Origin of the sequence: Phyllobacterium sophorae (assembly GCF_003010965.1) — a bacterium.
Taxonomy (GTDB): Bacteria; Pseudomonadota; Alphaproteobacteria; order Rhizobiales; family Rhizobiaceae; genus Phyllobacterium; species Phyllobacterium sophorae.
Genome location: NZ_PGGM01000003.1, coordinates 298,478 through 316,622, shown reverse-complemented (window position 1 = coordinate 316,622; position 18,145 = coordinate 298,478). Strand labels below are relative to the sequence as shown.

The 18,145-nt window shown below is 56.6% G+C and carries 15 protein-coding genes; 4 read left to right on the top strand and 11 right to left on the bottom strand.

Features of this window, described 5'->3' with window-relative positions:
- The 10 genes from CU103_RS09315 to CU103_RS09270 form a co-directional block, all read right to left on the bottom strand.
- Complete coding sequence (locus CU103_RS09315) at window positions 1-804, bottom strand: ABC transporter permease (protein ID WP_245448712.1); 804 nt, start codon at window positions 802-804, stop codon at window positions 1-3.
- 51 nt (window positions 805-855) lie between these two features.
- Window positions 856-1,824: an aliphatic sulfonate ABC transporter substrate-binding protein gene (locus CU103_RS09310; RefSeq protein WP_106663622.1), complete on the bottom strand. Its 969-nt coding sequence runs from the start codon at window positions 1,822-1,824 to the stop codon at window positions 856-858.
- Between the two features lie 206 nt (window positions 1,825-2,030).
- Window positions 2,031-3,317, bottom strand: coding sequence for an NtaA/DmoA family FMN-dependent monooxygenase (locus CU103_RS09305; protein WP_106663621.1), 1,287 nt, complete (start codon window positions 3,315-3,317; stop codon window positions 2,031-2,033).
- A 49-nt stretch (window positions 3,318-3,366) separates the two neighbouring features.
- A complete protein-coding gene (locus CU103_RS09300; protein ID WP_106663620.1) occupies window positions 3,367-4,728 on the bottom strand; it encodes an LLM class flavin-dependent oxidoreductase in 1,362 nt (453 codons plus the stop codon).
- A 105-nt stretch (window positions 4,729-4,833) separates the two neighbouring features.
- The gene (locus CU103_RS09295; RefSeq protein WP_106663619.1) at window positions 4,834-6,501 is read right to left on the bottom strand and encodes a dipeptide ABC transporter ATP-binding protein; all 1,668 of its coding nucleotides are present in this window, start codon (window positions 6,499-6,501) and stop codon (window positions 4,834-4,836) included.
- Window positions 6,498-7,361, bottom strand: a complete 864-nt coding sequence (locus CU103_RS09290; protein WP_106663618.1) for an ABC transporter permease — start codon at window positions 7,359-7,361, stop codon at window positions 6,498-6,500. The genes CU103_RS09295 and CU103_RS09290 overlap by 4 nt, the downstream gene beginning before the upstream one ends.
- A 9-nt stretch (window positions 7,362-7,370) precedes the next feature.
- Complete coding sequence (locus tag CU103_RS09285; RefSeq protein ID WP_106663617.1) at window positions 7,371-8,372, bottom strand: ABC transporter permease; 1,002 nt, start codon at window positions 8,370-8,372, stop codon at window positions 7,371-7,373.
- Between the two features lie 67 nt (window positions 8,373-8,439).
- Entirely contained in the window at window positions 8,440-10,074 is a 1,635-nt protein-coding gene (locus tag CU103_RS09280) for an ABC transporter substrate-binding protein (protein ID WP_106663616.1), read from the bottom strand.
- A gap of 52 nt (window positions 10,075-10,126) precedes the next feature.
- The gene (locus tag CU103_RS09275) at window positions 10,127-11,764 is read right to left on the bottom strand and encodes an ABC transporter substrate-binding protein (RefSeq protein WP_245448685.1); all 1,638 of its coding nucleotides are present in this window, start codon (window positions 11,762-11,764) and stop codon (window positions 10,127-10,129) included.
- 43 nt (window positions 11,765-11,807) lie between these two features.
- Entirely contained in the window at window positions 11,808-12,428 is a 621-nt protein-coding gene (locus CU103_RS09270) for a GNAT family N-acetyltransferase (RefSeq protein WP_106663614.1), read from the bottom strand.
- A 461-nt stretch (window positions 12,429-12,889) separates the two neighbouring features.
- On the opposite strand from CU103_RS09270, the gene CU103_RS09265 reads away from it, so the two are divergent.
- The 3 genes from CU103_RS09265 to CU103_RS09255 are packed head-to-tail and all read left to right on the top strand — an operon-like array spanning window position 12,890 to window position 15,534.
- Entirely contained in the window at window positions 12,890-13,717 is an 828-nt protein-coding gene (locus tag CU103_RS09265) for a transporter substrate-binding domain-containing protein (protein ID WP_106663613.1), read from the top strand.
- Window positions 13,707-14,561 (top strand): amino acid ABC transporter permease, encoded by an 855-nt coding sequence (locus CU103_RS09260; protein WP_106663612.1) that lies wholly within the window; start codon window positions 13,707-13,709, stop codon window positions 14,559-14,561. The genes CU103_RS09265 and CU103_RS09260 overlap by 11 nt, the downstream gene beginning before the upstream one ends.
- Before the next feature lie 10 nt (window positions 14,562-14,571).
- Window positions 14,572-15,534 carry a homocysteine S-methyltransferase family protein gene (locus tag CU103_RS09255; protein ID WP_106663611.1) on the top strand — a complete coding sequence of 321 codons (963 nt, stop codon included), beginning with the start codon at window positions 14,572-14,574 and terminating at the stop codon, window positions 15,532-15,534.
- Between the two features lie 68 nt (window positions 15,535-15,602).
- Here the strand turns inward: CU103_RS09255 and CU103_RS09250 are convergent, their stop codons facing one another.
- The gene (locus tag CU103_RS09250) at window positions 15,603-16,640 is read right to left on the bottom strand and encodes an isopenicillin N synthase family dioxygenase (RefSeq protein WP_170117006.1); all 1,038 of its coding nucleotides are present in this window, start codon (window positions 16,638-16,640) and stop codon (window positions 15,603-15,605) included.
- Between the two features lie 484 nt (window positions 16,641-17,124).
- Between CU103_RS09250 and CU103_RS09245 the strand changes: the two genes are divergently transcribed.
- On the top strand, window positions 17,125-18,132 hold the full coding sequence (locus CU103_RS09245) for an LLM class flavin-dependent oxidoreductase (RefSeq protein ID WP_106663609.1): 1,008 nt from the start codon (window positions 17,125-17,127) through the stop codon (window positions 18,130-18,132).
- Window positions 18,133-18,145 lie beyond the last annotated feature (13 nt).

Here is an 18,145-nt window from a genome sequence, read left to right as displayed (position 1 = left end):
TTAGGCCTCCCGACCGAAGCGGTCTTCCCAACGCAGGAAGGGCGCAGCGATGGCCGCGAGCAGGCTATCGGACAATTTACCGATAATGGCAAAGGTGATGATCGCGGCGAGAATCTGGTCCGGCTTGCCGAGTTGCTGGCCATCCACAAGCAAATAGCCGAGGCCTTCCGATGCGCCCATAAACTCGGCGGCGACCACGAACATCCAGCCAAGTCCAAGGCCGGAACGTAGTGCGATGATGTAGCTCGGCAGTACGGCCGGTAAAAGAATGCGCCTTACCAATTCAAAGCCGCTCAGCCTGAAGATGCGTCCGACCTCGACGATCTTGCGGTCTACGGACAGAACCGCGCCGCTGACGCCGAGATAGACCGGAAAGAACACGCCGACCGCGATCAGGGCGACCTTCGATTCCTCGAAAATACCGAGCCACAGGATGAACAGGGGCACCCAGGCAATGGAGGGAATGGCGCGCAGTGCCTGCAGCGACGGGTCTAGTAGACGCCGTGCGAGCAGGGAATAGCCGGTCAGAGCCCCGAACAACGTCCCTATGATCGCGCCCAGTGCAAATCCTGAGAAAACGCGCAACGTTGTCGCGGCAATATGCGTCGTGAGCTCACCGCTCTGCCAGAGATTCCAGAGTGTGGTAATGATGCGCGATGGGGGCGGCATCAGCCGCCCGGACGTAAGTCCCGTTCGCACGCTGGCCTCCCATAATAGTGCCAGCAGCAGCGGCAGAAGAACGCCAAGCCAGACGGATTTCAGGCGCGATTTGGGAATACGTGCAGCACTGCGCTGTTCGTCCATAGCCTCCGGCAAACTGATTTCCGTTGCGCTCATCGCTCTCAGGCTTTTCGCTTATTGGCTTGCCGTGGCGAAACTGACATCAATCAGGTTGTCGGCGGTCGTCTTTACGTCCACATCGGCGGCGATGACCCCAGCTTTCTGCAAAGCAAGTCCGGCTGCGACGATCGTAGCGCGCTGTTCGCCGCCAATGCGCGAATGGCTGATATCGGTACGTTCGATCTGTTTGGCGATAACGTTTTCCGGAAGTTTGGTCGCTTCAATAAGGACCGCCTTTAATTCATCCGGATGAGCGATCGCCTCTGCGCGGGCCTTCTCATAGGCGGCGATCACACGGCTGACGATGGCAGGATGCTCGGTTGCAAAAGTCTCGCTGGTGTTAAGAACACCCCAACTGTTGTTTTCGGGCTTGCGATAGAACAGTTTTGCCCCGTCTTCCACTTCTGCCGCCGCCATCAGCGGATCGAGCCCGGCCCAGGCATCCACATCGCCGCGCTGCAGTGCCAGCTTGCCGTCGGCATGCTGGAGGAGAACAAGCGTGACGTCCTTTTCGGTAAGACCGGCATCGGCAAGTGCGCGTTCGAGGAAAATATGCGGATCCGTGCCGCGTGTTACGGCGATACGCTTGCCCTTGAGATCAGCGACCGTGTTGATGCCGGTATCGGGACGCGTGACGAGCGCCGTCCATTCGGGACGAGAATAGACGTAGACCGATTTGACAGGGTTGCCATTAATCCTGCCAAGAAGCGCTGCCGCACCGGCTGTCGAGCCGAAATCGATGGACCCGGCATTCAGAAATTCCAGCGCCTTGTTGGAACCGGCAGATTGCACCCACCGGATTTTGATCCCGTCCTTCTCGAATTCCTTCTCAAGAATCCCTTGCTTCTTGAGAAGAAGGCCCACCGGATTGTACGTCGCCCAGTCAATGCGCAATTCGGAAATCTCGGCTGCATTGGACGCAGCAGAAAGGAGGGAAAAAGTAACGGCGGTAAGGCTGAAGATGAGCGATCGAAACGTGACCATCGGAATTATCCTTGTGAGTTCACCGCACATGCGATCACGTCGCGGCGTCAAATGGGAAACGAAAGAATAAATTGGGACACGGCGGCCAAGAAGGAATGATTTGCTAATCTCGCAACTTAAGCCGAACTGGAATTTTGAAATGGTGATCCCCACCAGTTTTTGACCGTCCTGGAAGGAGGCCTATCCGGAGATGAGCATGTGATTGGCTAAACCTTTTGCAGTTCCAGATTGGCGCGGAAATCGCCGCCAAGGTAATCGTTATCGATCAAGGCGCGCTTCCGCAGTTCGGGCAGGAGCCCGTTGAGGAGCAAGTCCTCCTGTTTGGGCTGGCCGAGACCGTGAAGGGAGATAATGTCAAGCACGCCGGCGCGAAAGCGCTCTTCAATGGCATCGACGAGTTGCTCTGGCGTGCCGGCGACGGACCAGTGCCCGGTTTCCTGCGCTTCGATAATCAGTTGGCGCAAACTCAGCCCTTGAAGTGCATATCGCCGGAATATCTCGGCACGCCCACGCCTTCGATTGACATTCTCGACATCTGGCAGCAGATGCGCGGGTAGGGGCCGATCGAGCGGCAAATCGAAAAGATCGATATTGCCTCCCAGCATATCAGCGAGCTTCAAACGACCCTGCTCGTAGTCGATCCGCTCGTGCTTCTCTCGCAGTTGCCGGGCAACGTCGGCTTCGGATGCGCCGATCACCGAGTGGAAAGAATTCATGACCAGGGGTAAGTGCGCAGCCCGCCCGAAACCGCGCGCCTGACGGCGCAACTCCTCGACGAAGGCAAGAGCGGCATCCAGTGTCGGCTGTGAGGTGTAGACCACTTCGGCATAGCGTGCACCGAGCGTTACCCCCTCGGTGGACTGGCCCGCCTGGAACTGTACCGGACGGCGTTGCGGCGGTGGCGGCACATTCAGCGGTCCCTGGACTTCGAAATGCTCCCCGCGGTAGTCGATACGATGCAGCTTACCCGGATCGACGCTGATCGCCCCACTTGGACTACGCCGCACTGCGTCTGGATCGTTGGCATCAAAAAGAGCATTGATAACTTCGATGAACTCCGCAGCACGAGCATAACGCTTGGCCGGGTCAGGCAACCCGCCGCCGAAGTTTTCCTCACCGACCGAGGAAGTCACTGCGTTCCAGGCCGCACGGCCACCACTTGCATGGTCTAGCGTGCCGATCATGCGGGCAAGATTGTAAGGATGGTGGTATGTGGTCGATACAGTTGCAATCAAGCCGATATGCGAGGTGACCTGGCTTAGCGCGGCGAGCGCGACGATCGGCTCCTGCGTTCCCGTGATGCCCGAAAGGCCGGCCGGATCGGCATGAAGCAAATCAGCCGTGAACAGGCCGGTTATTTTCGCTGCCTCTGCTTTGCGTGCGAGCTCTACTGCCCGCTGAGGTCCGGTCGCGGGATGCGGATCATCGGGAGCGAATACAAAACTGCCAGCGCCGACCAAAGTCTTCAGACGTCGTGGGTGAACGGTCGTCAAATCTCTACTCCTGTTTTCAGCATCGAAATTGCGCCTTCGATGATGCGTCTCATCCTATATTGGCGACTGCCTGTTCGACCTTCGCCGCATAACGGTTTATCGGGAATGCCAGGCCCAAATGTTCGCGCAGCGTCTCGCCCTCATACTCCCGGCGAAACAGTCCGCGTTCCTGCAAGATGGGAATTACCTGGTCGACAAAATCGTCAAACGCAGTCGGCGTTCCACCCCTCAGGATAAACCCGTCCGTGGCACCGGCCCCGAACCATTCCTCCAGGCCGTTTGCGATGTCGGTTGCGGTTCCAATAAAGGTGGGGCGCGGCGTGGTTGCCTCCAAAGCTACCTGGCGGAGTGTCAAACCTTTCTCGCGTGCATTGCTCTTGATCGTGTCGGTCGTGCTGCGGAAGCTGTTCTTGCCAAGGTCGCCGATGTCGGGAAACGGCTCATCCAGATCATGCTGGGAAAAATCATAATGCTCGAAATAGCGACCGAGATAATCGATGGCATTTTGGATTGTCACGAGCTCGGCGGTCTCCCAATACCTGCGCTCGGCATCCTCCTTGCTGTCTCCGACAATCACACTAATTCCCTGGAATAACTTGAGTTCGTCCGGGTCACGACCGTGTTCAACGAGTTGCTTTTTGACGTCCTGGTAGAATTCGCGTGCCAGTTCGATTGTTTCCTGGCGGGTATAGATTGCATCGGCTTCCGCAGCTGCGAGCCGCTTGCCGTCTTCCGAAGCTCCTGCCTGGAATACAATTGGACGCCCTTGCCGCGAACGCCCGATGTTCAACGGGCCCTCGACCGAGAAATACTCGCCCTTGTGACTTAACGTATGCAGTTTCTCCGGATCAAAGAAAACACCGGAGTCCTTGTCGCGAACAAAGGCATCATCCTCCCAGGAATCCCACAGCCCTTTGGTGACCTGCAGGAACTCTCCGGCAATATGGTAGCGTTTTCCATGTTCAGGATGTTCCGTGCGCGAGAAGTTCTTTGCCGACCCTTCGAGAGGCGAAGTCACCACGTTCCAGCCGGCTCGACCGCCACTGATATGATCCAGGCTGGAAAACTGGCGGGCGACGGTGAAAGGATCGCTATAGGATGTGGACAGCGTTCCTACCAGTCCGATGTGGGAGGTAACCGATGCAAGGCCCGAGAGCAAAGTCAGCGGTTCGAAGCGGTTCAGAAAGTGCGGTATTGATTTCGCATTGATATACAGTCCGTCGGCGACAAACAAAAAGTCGAATTTGCCTTTTTCTGCCTTGCACGCCAGTGCTTTGCAATAGTTGTAGTTGATGCTGGCGTCAGCTACGGCATCCCTGTGCCTCCAGGCAGCCATGTTGCCCCCCGGCCCCTGGATAATCGCGCCAAGCCTAATCTGCCGACGTCTGCCAGGGTTGCTTTGCTTACTCATTGTTGTCTTCCTTGGGTACGTGAAGTTCAGAAAATGTCCGTTGAGGGAAGGACGGTTCCGGTGGTTGAACGCCGCGCATAATCCGGGCGCGTCGGGAAAGCGGGTTCAATTCAAGGAGGGCCTCGCGGCTAATAGTTCCTGCGTGTAGCTGTGGCGGGGACCCGCAAACACTTTCTCCACGTCGCCGCTTTCAACCACTTGGCCAGCTTTCATAACGATGACTTTGTCCGTGAGATGATGCACTACTCCCAGATCGTGGGAGATGAAGAGCAACGACGCTCCGAATTCAGCCTGGAGTTCGGCCAGCAGGTCCAGCACTTGTGCCTGGATTGAAACATCGAGTGCGCTTACGGGCTCATCAGCAACCAAAAGCTGGGGCCGTGGTGCAAAAGCGCGCGCGATGGCAACCCTTTGGCGTTGACCGCCGGATAGCTCGCGTGGATGGCGGTTTAAGAAGGTAGGGCCCAGACGCACTGCATCCAGTACTTCCAGTACCCTGCGTCTTCGGTTGTCGCCAAAGATCCCAACGGCATCCAGGCTCTCGCCTATGAGTTTCTCGACATTGTAGCGAGGATCGAAGGAACTGAGAGAATCCTGTGCGATCAATTGGATTCCGGCGCGATGGGGTCGGCGCTGCGATTCATCCATTCGACTCCAAGGCTGACCATTGATCCATACGTTGCCCGCATCAGGATCGACGAGGCCCAGGACCATCTTGGCCACCGTTGTTTTCCCCGATCCCGACTCCCCGACGATGCCGAGTGCCTCGCCGGCTGCCAGTTCAAACGAGACGTTGTTGACCGCGAGCGGACCGGTGGTGCTGCGCCCGTATCGTTTTTGCAGACGATCAACGACCAGGACATGGCGTCCGGCGTCTATTTGTTTTTGGGGCAGTGCAATTCTGACATTGGGCGCGGCGGCAGGAGCAATGAGGGATATCTCGTCGGAATGTTCAAGCGCCACTGGTGAAAGACGATAGCCGCGAGAGCTTGCTGTGGGAATCGCATCCAGCAATTGTCGGGTGTAGGGATGAGATGGCCCGGAAAGCACCTCTGCTGTTTTGCCCTGCTCGACAACTTCGCCATTCCTCATCACCAAGACTTGGTCTGCAAGTTGCGAGACCACCGACAGATCGTGGCTGATGATGAGCAAGGTGTTGCCGGCGCGCTGTCGTTGTTTGAGAAGATCCAGAACCTGTCGTTGAACAGTTACATCAAGGGCGGTTGTAGGTTCGTCGGCAATCACCAATGACGGTTGTTGGGCAATCGCAGTAGCGATCAATGCCCGTTGCCTGAGGCCGCCCGAAAGCTGGTGCGGGTATTGGGAAAGACGGCGTTCGGGATCCTTGATGCCTACGGATTGCAGAATATCGAGGCTGCGGTCATACTTGGCTGGCAGGTCCTGTCGTTCGCCAAATGCGTCCGACAATTGCTGTCCGATGCGGCGAAGCGGATCAAGGGATACCAGCGCATCCTGCAGGACGAAACCGATCTTGCTGCCCCTGAGCCGACGCCAGTCGCGTTCCCGATACTGAAGAACGTCTTCGCCGTTAATCTCGAACACGTCGGCCTTAACGTCGGCGTAAGTTCCTGCCAGTCCGATGAGAGCGCGGGCGGTGACGGACTTGCCTGAACCCGATTCACCCACCAGCGCGACTGACTCACCGGGATATACCGTCAGGTCAAGGCCGCGTACCACTTCAGTTGGGCCGTTGGGGCCAGGGAAGCGAATGGTCAAGTTGCGGATATAGAGGAAGGGGCGGGGCGAGTTCATACCAGCCTCCGTCCTTCAAAAGCCGCCTGCCATCTGCGGCCGACCACGCTTACCGAGATAACCGTGAGTGTGATAGCAAGGCCGGGCCATACGCCGATCCACCAGGCGTTGCGCAGATAGTTGCGGCCTTCCGACAGCATGGCTCCCCACTCAGGGGTGGGCGGCTGCGGTCCCATACCAAGAAAACTGAGCCCCGCCGCACTGATGATCGCGGTTCCAAGGCCAATTGTAGCCAGAATTGGGACCTGTTCGATCGCATGTGGCAGGATGTGACGCCAGATTAATGTTGTGCGTGACAGGCCGAACGTCTTCGCTTGTTCCACATAACCGGATTCGGCGACAACAAATGTCTGGCCGCGTACGACTCTGGCGAAGCGGGGAATGGACGCGACACCAAGGGCGAAAATCAGGTTGAAGGTGCCGGGACCCGTGAACGATATCAGAACCAGGGCCAACAGCAAGTCAGGGAACGCCGAGACCACGTCAAGAAAACGCGTGATGATCTCGTCAACAAACCCGCGTGCAAGGCCGGAAAGCAGACCAAGCAGTGATCCGACGACAACGGCGATCAACATCGCACTGACGCCAATAAGCAGGGAATAACGTGCCCCATGGAGCACTCGGGAGAAAACATCCCTGCCGAGATGATCTGTACCAAACCAATGCTCATAGGTTGGCGGCAGTTGTGCCTGGATCGGATCGGCAGCGATCGGATCATAGCTACTTAACAAATCAGGTGAGATCGTTACCGATGCCACTAGCACCAAAAAGATAAACGACGCGATCAGGCCAGCATTATTCAGCAGGAGTGGAAGTACATGCCAGCGGTGCTTCCGGGAGACGCTCGTTTGGAAGGTCATGTCGGATCCTCAGCGGTTGCGTGTCCGCAGGCGCGGATCCAGAAACAGATAGAGAAGGTCGACCAGGGTGCTGAGCACCACGTAGATCAACGCGGAGAAGATCGCGACAGCCAAGACCACCGGAAGGTCCTTTCCAAGAACCGCATCGACGGTCACTTTGCCAAGTCCAGGGCGTCCGAACACCTGTTCGGTAATCACCGCCCCACTCAACAAACCACCGACCAGCCATCCAGTTAACGTCACTGCGGGAAGCGACGCGTGCCGCAAACAGTGCCTGAGCCGCAGCGTTAAATCGCTGCAACCCCAACTGCGAACCGTCAACGCAAACGGTTCCTCCAAGGCGTTCTCAAGTCCCTGGCGCAGGACCTGGCTGACAACAGCACCAAGTGACAACCCCAAGGAGAGCGCGGGCAGCACAAGCGAGGAAAAATTCTTATCGCCCGCGACAGGAAACAGTTTGAGCGTGAAACTGAAAACGAAAAGCAGGACGATGCCGAGCCAAAAAGATGGTGTGGAGACCAGCACAAGCTCGGCCGCGCTCGCAAGACGCCGCGGCCAGCGCCGCCCTGCAGTGAGAACAGCAGCGGTGACCGCAAAGACAATGGCTACAACCAGGGCAGCACTGGTCAACTTCAAGGTTGGCCAAAGCTGTGACAATATCAACGACGTAACATCGCTTTGCAGGACATATGAGCGACCAAAATCACCATGGAGAATCCGCCACAGATAGCGCAGATACTGGACGATCAACGGCTCATCCAGGCCCCATTCAGCACGAATTGCCGCTTCCACTTCAGGCGTAGGAAGCTGGTCACCGACCAGCAGGTTGACGATGTTGCCAGGGGCTATCTGGAGACTGGCAAAGGACAGAGTGACTGCTGCCCACAGGACAACAACCCCTGATCCTACGCGGCCCAGTACTCGCGACCATAACGAATGACGGAAGCGAACAATGCGGCTGGGGGACCCTAATGGAAGCTCGTCAATAAATGCTGGGTTATCCAATGTCATGATGTCTTGCTCCAGTACGGATCCCCGTCAATAGAATTGGCGGAAGCGGTGTGATCAATAAGGCACGCTACTTGCTAAGCCAGACATCGTAGGCGCTCTCCGGCAGTTGCTTGAAGGGCCGGAAGCTCACTCCCTGCACCTGCGAGGAAGCGGCGATCTGATCTTCCGGCTCGTAGAGCGGAAAAGCATAGGCCTGATCGATGATGGCGAAGCGCTGCAGGCGCGCGTAGAGATCGAAACGTTTCTTCTGGTCGAGTGTCGAGGCGGCTGCCCGCAACCACCCCAACAGTTCCGGAGCCGATGCACGGCTGTAGTTGATCGAACCGCCCTGCTTGATTGGCAGGTAGTGATATTCGATGTCGATCCCATCGGTCGGTGTATTGGAGTTCGCAATGGAACCGAATTTCCCGGTAGCGCGCCGATCAGTGTATGTGCCGGCGTCGACGTACGAAATCGTCAGATCGATACCCGCCTTCTGTTTTGCCTGGGCCTGAAGCGCCTGCAGCAACACATCGCGCTGATCACGGACCGTGGCTTGGGCCTGCACCACTTCGATCGTCAGGCGCTGGCCGTCCCTGGTGCGATAGCCGTCAGCGTCTCGCGCGGTCCAACCCGCTTGGTCGAGGAGCTGGTTGGAGAGCTGGGGATCGTTGCCATAGCTCTTCTCAATACTCGCGTCGTAGAGTTGCGTATCAACCGGCGAGGTAATGCCCCACGCACGAGTGCGTTCCCCCCGGTAAACCGACTTCAGGACAGCATCGACATCGATCGCGGCGATCAAAGCCTTACGAACCTTCACATCCTGTGTCGGTCCAAAGGTGGTATTGAGGAACAACGAATAGGGTGTTCCGGTGTTCAGGGCGCTTTGGTAGCTGTATTCGGGATCATCGCGAAACAATCCGGCATCGTTACCCGAGACGCCTTCAATCAAGTTCACCTGTCCTGACGTCAAGGCTCCGGCACGAACTGAGGACTCGGAGAGGAAGCGGTAAGTCACCTCGTCAAGATATGCTGGACCCCGATGCGCCGCTGTTGAGGGAGCCCATTGGTATTTCGGATTCTTGACAAAGTGTATCTCCTGACCCTTCGCATAGCGGTCAAGGATGAATGGACCAGTACCGGTAATCTCGGTACCGCCTGACTTTATTTGGGGCGAGGCAAATGATGCGGGAGAAATGATTTCGAGGCCCGACGCGAAGTCGAGGAACGGCGCATAGACCTCCTTGAGGCTCAGTTCGACCGTCCGTTCGTCCAATGCCTTGGCATCTGCCAGACGGGAGACTGGCCCTGAACTGGCGCTGCCGGAATAGGCCGGATCTTTGAGCTTGGTGAAGTTTGTCACAACTGCGGCGGCGTCGAGCTTCTCTCCATTGCTGAATGTAACGTCATCGCGGAGTGTGAAGGTGTAGGTCTTGCCGTCGTCCGAAATCTTGTAGCCAGTTGCAAGCCACGGCAGGTAACCACCGTCCTTGGTTCGTGCCAGGAGTGTTTCGAAGACATTGCGCAGCAGCAGTTTTGTCTTGTCCTGACCATTGAGATGCGGATTGAGCGTCGCCGGTTCCGTTTCGACGCCCCAAATAAGCGAACCGCCCTGTACTGGGGGACCGTCCGCTGCGGCGTTGGCGTTGAAAGTACTAAAAACCAAAGCTGAGACCGCAAACGTAGCCGCAGCGAGCCTGAATGAGTGTTTGATAAGGTCCATGATGAAATTCCCTGTACGCAGATGAGAGTGAGATTTTGAATTGGGCCTCGATCTACCGTTTCAACCAGATGTCGTAGGCATTTTCGGGCAGTTGGTGGAACGGGCGAAACCCTTCGCCCTGTACCGCGACGGCAGCGGCGATCTGGTCGTCAGGCACATAAAGCGGCAGCGCATATCCCTGGTCGATGATGGCGAAGCGCTGCAGGCGTGCGTACAGGTCAAAACGCGTCTTCTGATCCAAGGTCGATGACGCAGCCTGCAGCCAATTCAAAAGCTCCGGAGCTGCAGCGCGGCTGTAATTAACCGATCCACCCTGATCGATTGGCAGGTAATGATATTCGATGTCATATCCATCCCCAGCCGGAGTCCTTGAATTGGGAATGGAGCCGAATTTTCCGCTGGAACGACGGTCGGCGTAAGTTCCGGCGTCGACATAGGCAATGCGTAGGTCAATGCCCGCCTGCTGTTTCGCTTGAGCTTGCAATGCCAGCAATAAAACATCGCGCTGGTCGCGCACCGTGGCTTGCGCTTGCACAATTTCGATTGTCAGTCGCTCGCCGTCCTTGCTTCGATAACCCCCAGTGTCACGTACAGTCCAACCTGCGTCGTCGAGCAGTTGATTAGCGAGTTTTGGATCGTTGCCGTAGCTGCTCTCGATGCTGGCATCGTAGAGTTTCGTGTCGATCGGCGAGGTAATTCCCCATGCCCGCTTTCGTTCACCGCGATAAACCGACTTCAGTACCGCCTTGAGGTCGACTGAGGCGATCAGTGCCTTGCGTACCCTGACATCCGCAGTCGGCCCAAAAGTCGAGTTGAGGAACAGTGAATAGGGGGTGCCTGTGTTCAAGGCGCTCTGATAGCTGAATTCGGAATTGTCGCGGAACAGCGAAGCATCGTTTCCTGAAATTCCTTCTATCAAATCGACTTGTCCCGACGTGAGGGCCCCGGTGCGCACGGACGATTCCGGCAGAAAGCGATACGTGACTTCATCGAGATAGGCTGGACCTTGATGGGCAGCCGTCGAGGGTGCCCACCGATAGTCCGGATTTTTGACGAAATGGATTTCCTGACCCTTGGTGTAGCGATCGAGGATAAAGGGTCCTGTACCTGCAACGCCAGGCCCGCCTGACTTCATCTGTGTCGAGGCAAATGCCGCAGGCGAGACAATCTCAAGACTTGATGCAAATTCAAGGAAGGGCGCGTAGGGCTGCTTGAGAGTTAATTCGATAGTCAGATCATCCAGGGCTTTAGCCTCTGCCAAGTGAGAGATGGGCCCAGCGCTGATGCTCCCAGAGTAAGCCGGGTCCTTGAGTTTGACCAGGTTCGTTACCACCGCCCCAGCATCTAACTTAGTGCCATCGCTGAATTTTACGTCGCCGCGAAGGTTGAAGACATATGTCTGTCCGTCATCGGAAATCTTGTAACCGGTGGCAAGCCAGGGCACGTAACCGCCGTCCGCGGTTCGGGCAAGCAGCGACTCGAACACGTTACGCAGCAGCAGTTTGGTCTTGGCTTGTCCGTTGAGATGAGGATTGAGTGTTGCTGGTTCGGTCTCAACACCCCAAGTCAATGATCCTCCTTCGACCGGTGATCCGGCCGTATCTGCTCGGATGTCCGAGGTGACCAAAAGCGAGAGAGAAACAGCTAGCACTGCTGCGGCTGGACTCAGGCGATGTCTGTTCATAGGCATTCACAGTTTTCCTCGTTCGAGATGGTGGCCGCACGGATGCCGGTTACGCTTGCAGCGCCGTCGGGGTATGGATGCCAAAGTGTTTGTGTTCGCGGACTTCCAGGTCGTCATAGATTTCAGGGTTGAGAATTTTTCGCAGGTAGAGCACCTCATCACCCCGGTTCACTTGCTTGTGGAACCCTTCATATCCACGCCTTTCGTAAAGCCCCACGAGCCAAGGATGGCGGGTTGCCGTAGCGAGATAAACGGCGGGGGCCTTAATCTGATCGCGCAGAAAATTGAGCTCTACATGATCGAGGAGTGTCGTTCCGACAGCCTGGCGCTTGAACGTCGGGGCCACGGCAAACCAGTGGATGAACGGGTAGCTGGTCAAATGGGTTTCGCCCATCGGCCAGGGAAATCGTACTGAGACAGTTCCGATGATCGTTCCGTGGCGCTCGATAACAAAGGTCGTGTGACGTCTGATGGTGCGCTGTACCAATTCGATATCGGCTGTTGTCGCGGAAAAGCGGATTTGCATTTCCCGAAGGGGCTCATACGCAGTGAGGAGAAGTTCCAGCAACGCGGGCGCATCGCGGTCGCCGGCAACGCGGATCAACTCGTTTTTGGGCGCGCTGGAAATGCCGCCAGGATCGCTTGGCTCCCTCACTACACTTATGTTCATCGCTCACTCCGGTAAGATTGCGCCGACTCTCGGATGGTTGCACCGAATTGGCGAACAACACTGATCTAACGATATTGAGTGGAGCGTTGTGATTGAAGGAAATCTGTTTCAGATCACGTGGCAATGCTAGAAAAATTGAGAGAGTTCTTTGATCGGGAAGAGCCGGGGATTTCTAGCTTCGCCAAGACTTCGGTATTCACTGTTGCCTCAGATCCGTGATCTGGAACTTCTGCAAGGAGCGTAGAATCGGCGACGGCTCCTGCAGCTCTTCGGGCACGGATGAAGGCAAAAGGGCGTGTTTTGCTCGTGTCGTTGTTCTGGACAATCAGACAGCTTTTTCAAGAACTTCAATCATTCTGGAAAATCTGTTCTTCTATTGGAATTTGCAGATGCCTATCAACTCATGACTGAGCCGATTGCTTGTTGATCGGAGTTTCATAGCCAAAAGGGGTTGACGGATAATGCGCAAATTTGGATCTGCACTACAACTCGGCATCTTGATCGCTGGCCTTTCGGCATCGAGTGCTCTAGCCGGCGAGACGCTGGACCGTGTGCGCAAGAATGGTGTCGTGGTCGATGTGCTGGTCAACGACTATCCTCCCTTTGGCTATATCAACGACAAGAACGAACTCGATGGTTTCGATGTGGACGTCGCGAAAGCCTTTGCCGACCGGTTGGGCGTAAAGCTGAAGCTGGAGACCCCGGGCTGGGAAACCATCATCAGCGGCAAGTGGGCTGGGCGCTGGGACGTGGCGATTTCGTCGGCCACGCCAACCGAGGAGCGCGCGAAAGTCGTGAACTTCCCGGTTGTCTATTATAGCGTTCCGGCAGTGCTCGTCGTCAACAAGGATGAAAATCAAATAAAGTCGGTTGCCGATATTTCAGGAAAGCGCGTCGGCGTTGGTACAGGCTCGTCCTATGAGGCTTATGTCAACCGGAACTTCGTTATTCCGGGCAAACCGCCCGTCGAGTTTCCTTTCAGCGATGTTCAGGCAGTTCCCGGTGATGAGACCGTCAACTTTCAGAACCTGGCACTCGGCCCTGGCGTACGTCTTGACGCAATCGTCGCCTCGCTCGGCACCGCCCAGGGCCAGATCGATGCCACGCACAAGATCAAAGTGCTTGGAGAACCGCTCTTTGCCGAACCCAATGCCGTGGTGACGGACAAGGGCGATCCGGAATGGGATGCGGAGGTCAAGCGCGTAATTACCGAACTTAAAGCCGACGGAACGCTGGCGAAGATATCGCATAAGTGGTTCCACGTGGACATCACAAAATATGCCGAGTGAAGCCACGTCCGTCGTGACGGCGCAGGGAAGAGAGGCGGCATTGCTCCTGTCTCCGCATGGAGCAAGCGCATCGAATTTCCGATTTAAGGTTTGGCTTACCTGGGGTTCGCTTCTGGTATTACTCGGGACCGCGCTCGGACATTTCGGGCTCGACTTCGGCTTGATCGGACAGAAGCTGCCGTTCATGCTCGGCTTGCATCTGTCTCCTGACGGGTTTCTGCAGGGGATGATGCTGACACTGCTAATTACAGCTGTTTCGATGGTGTTTGCCTTGCTGGTAGCGGTGCTGACGGCACTAGGACGTTTGTCGTCCAATCCTGTCGCGTTTGGGGTGGCGACGTTCTACGCCTCTTTCTTCCGCGGCACTCCGCTCCTGGTACAGGTGCTGCTGATCTATCTGGCGCTACCGCAGTTCGGCATCATTCTTTCCGGACTGACATCGGGAATATTGGCGTTGTCATTCAACTACGCCGCCTATCTCGCAGAAACGATACGCGCGGGCATTACCTCCGTGCCGCTAGGGCAACGTGAGGCGGCGATGGCGCTTGGCCTGTCGGGCCGTCTGATTGCCTGGAAGATTGTTGCGCCTCAAGCCATGCGCGTCATCATACCGCCGGCGGGAGCCCAGTTTATCTCGATGCTGAAGGATTCGTCGCTCGTGTCGATCATGGGCCTATGGGAATTGAACTTTCTCGCCCAATCCTACGGGCGGGCGACCTATCATTATATGGAAATGCTGCTGACCGCTGCGGCAATATACTGGGTGCTCTCGATTGCACTCGAACTCGTGCAGTACAAGCTTGAACTCAAATTCGGGCGTGGCCATTTCACTGTGCGGGCTTGACGGAGGAAAAATGACTAATAAGCAAATTGGCTTCACTATCCTGGACGGAGGCATGGGTCGCCTGCTCGAACGCCTTGGTGCTCCGTTCCGCCTGCCGGAGTGGTCGGCACTGTCACTGATCGAAGCGCCCTCGTTTGTGACCCGGGCACATACTGCCTACGTGGAGAGTGGAGCAGAGATCATCACGACCAATTCTTACGGCTTGGTGCCGCACATGATCGGGGAGCAACGCTTCGCGGATGAGGGCCGCCTGCTTGCTGACAGGGCAGGCCGGTTAGCACGTGAGGTCGCGGACAACGCGCCGCACAACGTGCTGGTCGCGGGTTCCTTGCCGCCGCTTTTTGAAAGCTACCGGCCCGACAATTTCATTGCCGAAGATGCACCCCGCATTCTGTCAAGCCTTGTTGCAGGTCTGGCTCCGCACGTCGACGTCTGGCTGATCGAAACGCAAAGCTCCACCTTGGAAGCCCTGACGGCGCTCGCGGTTGTCAAGGATAGTGGGCTTCCGATCTTCGTGTCCTATACGTTGAAGGACGAGCACGGTCGGACAGGTCCGCCGGAACTCCGGTCAGGCGAAACGGTAGCGGAAGCTGTTGCAGTGACCCTTGATGCAGGCGCAAACGCTGTTCTTTTCAACTGCAGTCAGCCTGAGGTGATGAGCGAAGCCATTCTTGCGGCGCGCCGCGTTATCGATGCATCGTCAAATACGTCGGCAGGTCTCGGCGTCTACGCCAATGCCTTTATGCCCGAACCGCCTTCGGACGAACCCTACGCGGGCATATCCGAAATCAGGGCGGATCTCGATCCGGACAACTACCTGAAATGGGTCGGCCGGTGGGTGGAACAAGGCGCGACTATCGTCGGCGGGTGCTGCGGCATAGGTCCGGAACACATCTCCGCCATCAGCGCGAGTCGCGATAGCCCAAGCAAAATGCCTGATTGGGGGAGCAACTCTCCAATCAAAATGCAGTAGGCCAGGCGTTAGAGCTCATGTTCTCAAGGACGTCTGAATGTTCTTTGCGTCGATCGCTGATAACTTTCTCAGACTGGAACGGCGGCGTTCTGTTGCTCCAAAAGATCGGAATGGTGCGCGGCGGCTACGTCCGGGTGCGACCGTAGTCGCGATTTTAGGGCGTTGCGACCGACTTCATGGAAAAGAGGGTTGAGCGGGTCATGGGTTACACCCCGGACTTCGGCAGCAAACTCGGCCGGTAGGTCCAATACAGGAATCGTTGATGCCAGGTTGGCCCCAAGGAAAAACGCAACGGAAAGGCGATCTCCGCCTGCCGGCGGTGTCACAACGCGGTGGATATTGGCGCGCAGATAACCGTTCGATGCCAATTCGAGGAGTTCACCGACATTGATTACGAATGTCCCGCGCTTTGGTGGCGCACTGATCCAGCCACCGTTGCCGTCGTCTACCTGAAGTCCTCCGACAACGTCCTGCAAGAGGATAGTCACGAAGCCACCGTCTTTGTGCGCGCCAACTCCCTGATCGGTTTCCGTCTTGTCGCGACCGGGATAGCGGATGATTTTCAAGAGCTGGTTTGGGCCTTCGCGATAGATGGGTTCGAAAACATCGGGACGTTGACCGAGCGCCTCGGAGAATATTTCAATGACCTGAATACCCAGCTTGGTGACAATGCTGATCCACTCAAGGACGGCTGGTTTAAGTTCGGGCAGAGCAGACGGAAACTGATTGGGCCCGATCAACCTTTTCCACGGTGCGTCGCCGGCCTTGATATCAGGCTTTTCCCGTTCTGCGCCGAAGTCGACCTGCTCGCGCCAATCCTGCGTTCCTCTGGTAAATTCCAGACCCGCGCGGTTGTAACCGCGGAAATGGGACGACTTGCGCATCTCGATTTCGAGCTTGGCTGCTTCCGGCAGCGAGAAAAAACGGCGTGAAAGACTGAGGATGCCGTCGATTTGATTCTGGGGAACGCCATGTCCGTCCAGATAGAAGAAGCCCACCGTTCGGGCGATGCCGCGCAACTCCGTGAGAGCGATGTCGCGTTCCGGATGATCCGGTGCGAACCGTCTCAAGTCGAGAACGGGCAAGGATTGAGGTGAGACTGGCAAGTTAAGAACTCCATCGTTCGATCTTTGGTGTGGCCTTGGCATCCAAGTTAAGAAATCTCGGGCCGCGCGGCATACGATTTACGCCGTTTGCTACTCTACGAAACCGGGACGTGGATAAGGAGGTACGTCATTCCTACAGGAAAGCTGCCCATAGAAATAAGCGGTTTGTCCGCTAACGAAATATAAAAAATAAACATGAGGCCCATGTGTAAACACTGATTCAGAATCGCACCTGCAACGCCTCGAATGTCATTCAGTCCGGAAGAATGAGCCAAGCTGTCCTTCGCTAGGACTAGACGAGAACCGCTCGCTATCGAGTTGCGAAAACGACCTCGCTGTTAATGGATTTCCAACCCGATGCGTCATTTTAGCAATCTGTTCTTTGACCGAAATCGATTCTGGATGGAGTCTTACGGCCTCAAGACGACGCACCCGCCGCATCGAGGCTGGACCGCGTCCTAATGCAATGGAGGCCGCTATCCAGATGAGTTATTCGCTCAGTCTGCTCGACAAGAGTCCGATATTCGAAGGAGAGACGGCAAGCGCCGCCCTCAAACGCACTGTTGCTTTAGCCCGAAAGGCTGAACAGTGGGGATTCCACCGCTTCTGGGTTGCCGAACATCACGATACGTTGCGCGTCGCAAGTTCATCGCCGGAAGTTCTGATCGCCTTTCTGCTGGCCAATACATCGCGAATCCGCATCGGCTCCGGCGGCGTAATGCTGCAGCATTACAGCCCCTACAAGGTGGCAGAGAATTTCAACGTTCTGGCAGCGCTTGGCTCTGACCGGGTTGATCTTGGCGTGGGCAAAGCACCCGGCGGCTTGCCCTTCTCGACACGCGCTCTCCAAGGATTGCTTCCCCGGCCCGAGAAGCAGGATTTCGCCGCGCAGCTGGCTCAGCTGAATGCTTTTCTCGACAATACCTTGCCGTCCGCTCACCCGCTTACGGGAGTACAAGCAACGCCGCGGCCGACCGTATCCCCACAGCGTTTCTTACTTGGCGCGAGTATCGACAGCGCAGAACTTGCCGCCGCGCAAGGCTGGGATTTCGTGTTTGCCAGTCACTTGAATGGAGATGAAGAAGTCTTGAGGGAAACACTCGCTGCCTACCGCGAGCAGACTGCCGGGCGCGCACCATTACTGGCCCTTGGCGTCGTTGCTGCCGAAACCGATGCCGAGGCGGAACGGCTGGCGGGTGATCTCCAACATTTCAAGATCCATGTGAGGAATGGTCAAAGCGTCACGGTCGGCAGTTTGGAACAGGTCGACGAATATGTGCGTCAGGCAGGAGTGCGTGACTATCACGTTGAAAACAAGGTCGCGAACGTGATCCGTGGTTCGGCAGAAAAAGTGGCCAGCGAGCTTGGCCGTCTGCATGAGCTATACGGTATCCGCGAATTCATCATCGATACCCCGATTAACGATGCTGCACAGCGGCTAGCATCGATCGAACTGCTGGCGCAGGCACAATTCGCCGCCGCGGCCGCATGACCAAGGAGATTCT

Excerpts from the sequence above, each read along its gene's own strand:
- CU103_RS09245 (WP_106663609.1), top strand. The coding sequence starts at position 17,125 with ATGAGTTATTCGCTCAGTCTGCTCGACAAGAGTCCGATATTCGAAGGA.
- CU103_RS09280 (WP_106663616.1), bottom strand. The coding sequence starts at position 10,074 with ATGGACCTTATCAAACACTCATTCAGGCTCGCTGCGGCTACGTTTGCG.
- CU103_RS09270 (WP_106663614.1), bottom strand. The coding sequence starts at position 12,428 with ATGAACATAAGTGTAGTGAGGGAGCCAAGCGATCCTGGCGGCATTTCC.
- CU103_RS09300 (WP_106663620.1), bottom strand. The coding sequence starts at position 4,728 with ATGAGTAAGCAAAGCAACCCTGGCAGACGTCGGCAGATTAGGCTTGGC.
- CU103_RS09260 (WP_106663612.1), top strand. The coding sequence starts at position 13,707 with ATGCCGAGTGAAGCCACGTCCGTCGTGACGGCGCAGGGAAGAGAGGCG.
- CU103_RS09275 (WP_245448685.1), bottom strand. The coding sequence starts at position 11,764 with ATGCCTATGAACAGACATCGCCTGAGTCCAGCCGCAGCAGTGCTAGCT.
- CU103_RS09315 (WP_245448712.1), bottom strand. The coding sequence starts at position 804 with ATGGACGAACAGCGCAGTGCTGCACGTATTCCCAAATCGCGCCTGAAA.
- CU103_RS09255 (WP_106663611.1), top strand. The coding sequence starts at position 14,572 with ATGACTAATAAGCAAATTGGCTTCACTATCCTGGACGGAGGCATGGGT.
- CU103_RS09290 (WP_106663618.1), bottom strand. The coding sequence starts at position 7,361 with ATGACCTTCCAAACGAGCGTCTCCCGGAAGCACCGCTGGCATGTACTT.
- CU103_RS09295 (WP_106663619.1), bottom strand. The coding sequence starts at position 6,501 with ATGAACTCGCCCCGCCCCTTCCTCTATATCCGCAACTTGACCATTCGC.
- CU103_RS09265 (WP_106663613.1), top strand. The coding sequence starts at position 12,890 with ATGCGCAAATTTGGATCTGCACTACAACTCGGCATCTTGATCGCTGGC.
- CU103_RS09285 (WP_106663617.1), bottom strand. The coding sequence starts at position 8,372 with ATGACATTGGATAACCCAGCATTTATTGACGAGCTTCCATTAGGGTCC.
- CU103_RS09310 (WP_106663622.1), bottom strand. The coding sequence starts at position 1,824 with ATGGTCACGTTTCGATCGCTCATCTTCAGCCTTACCGCCGTTACTTTT.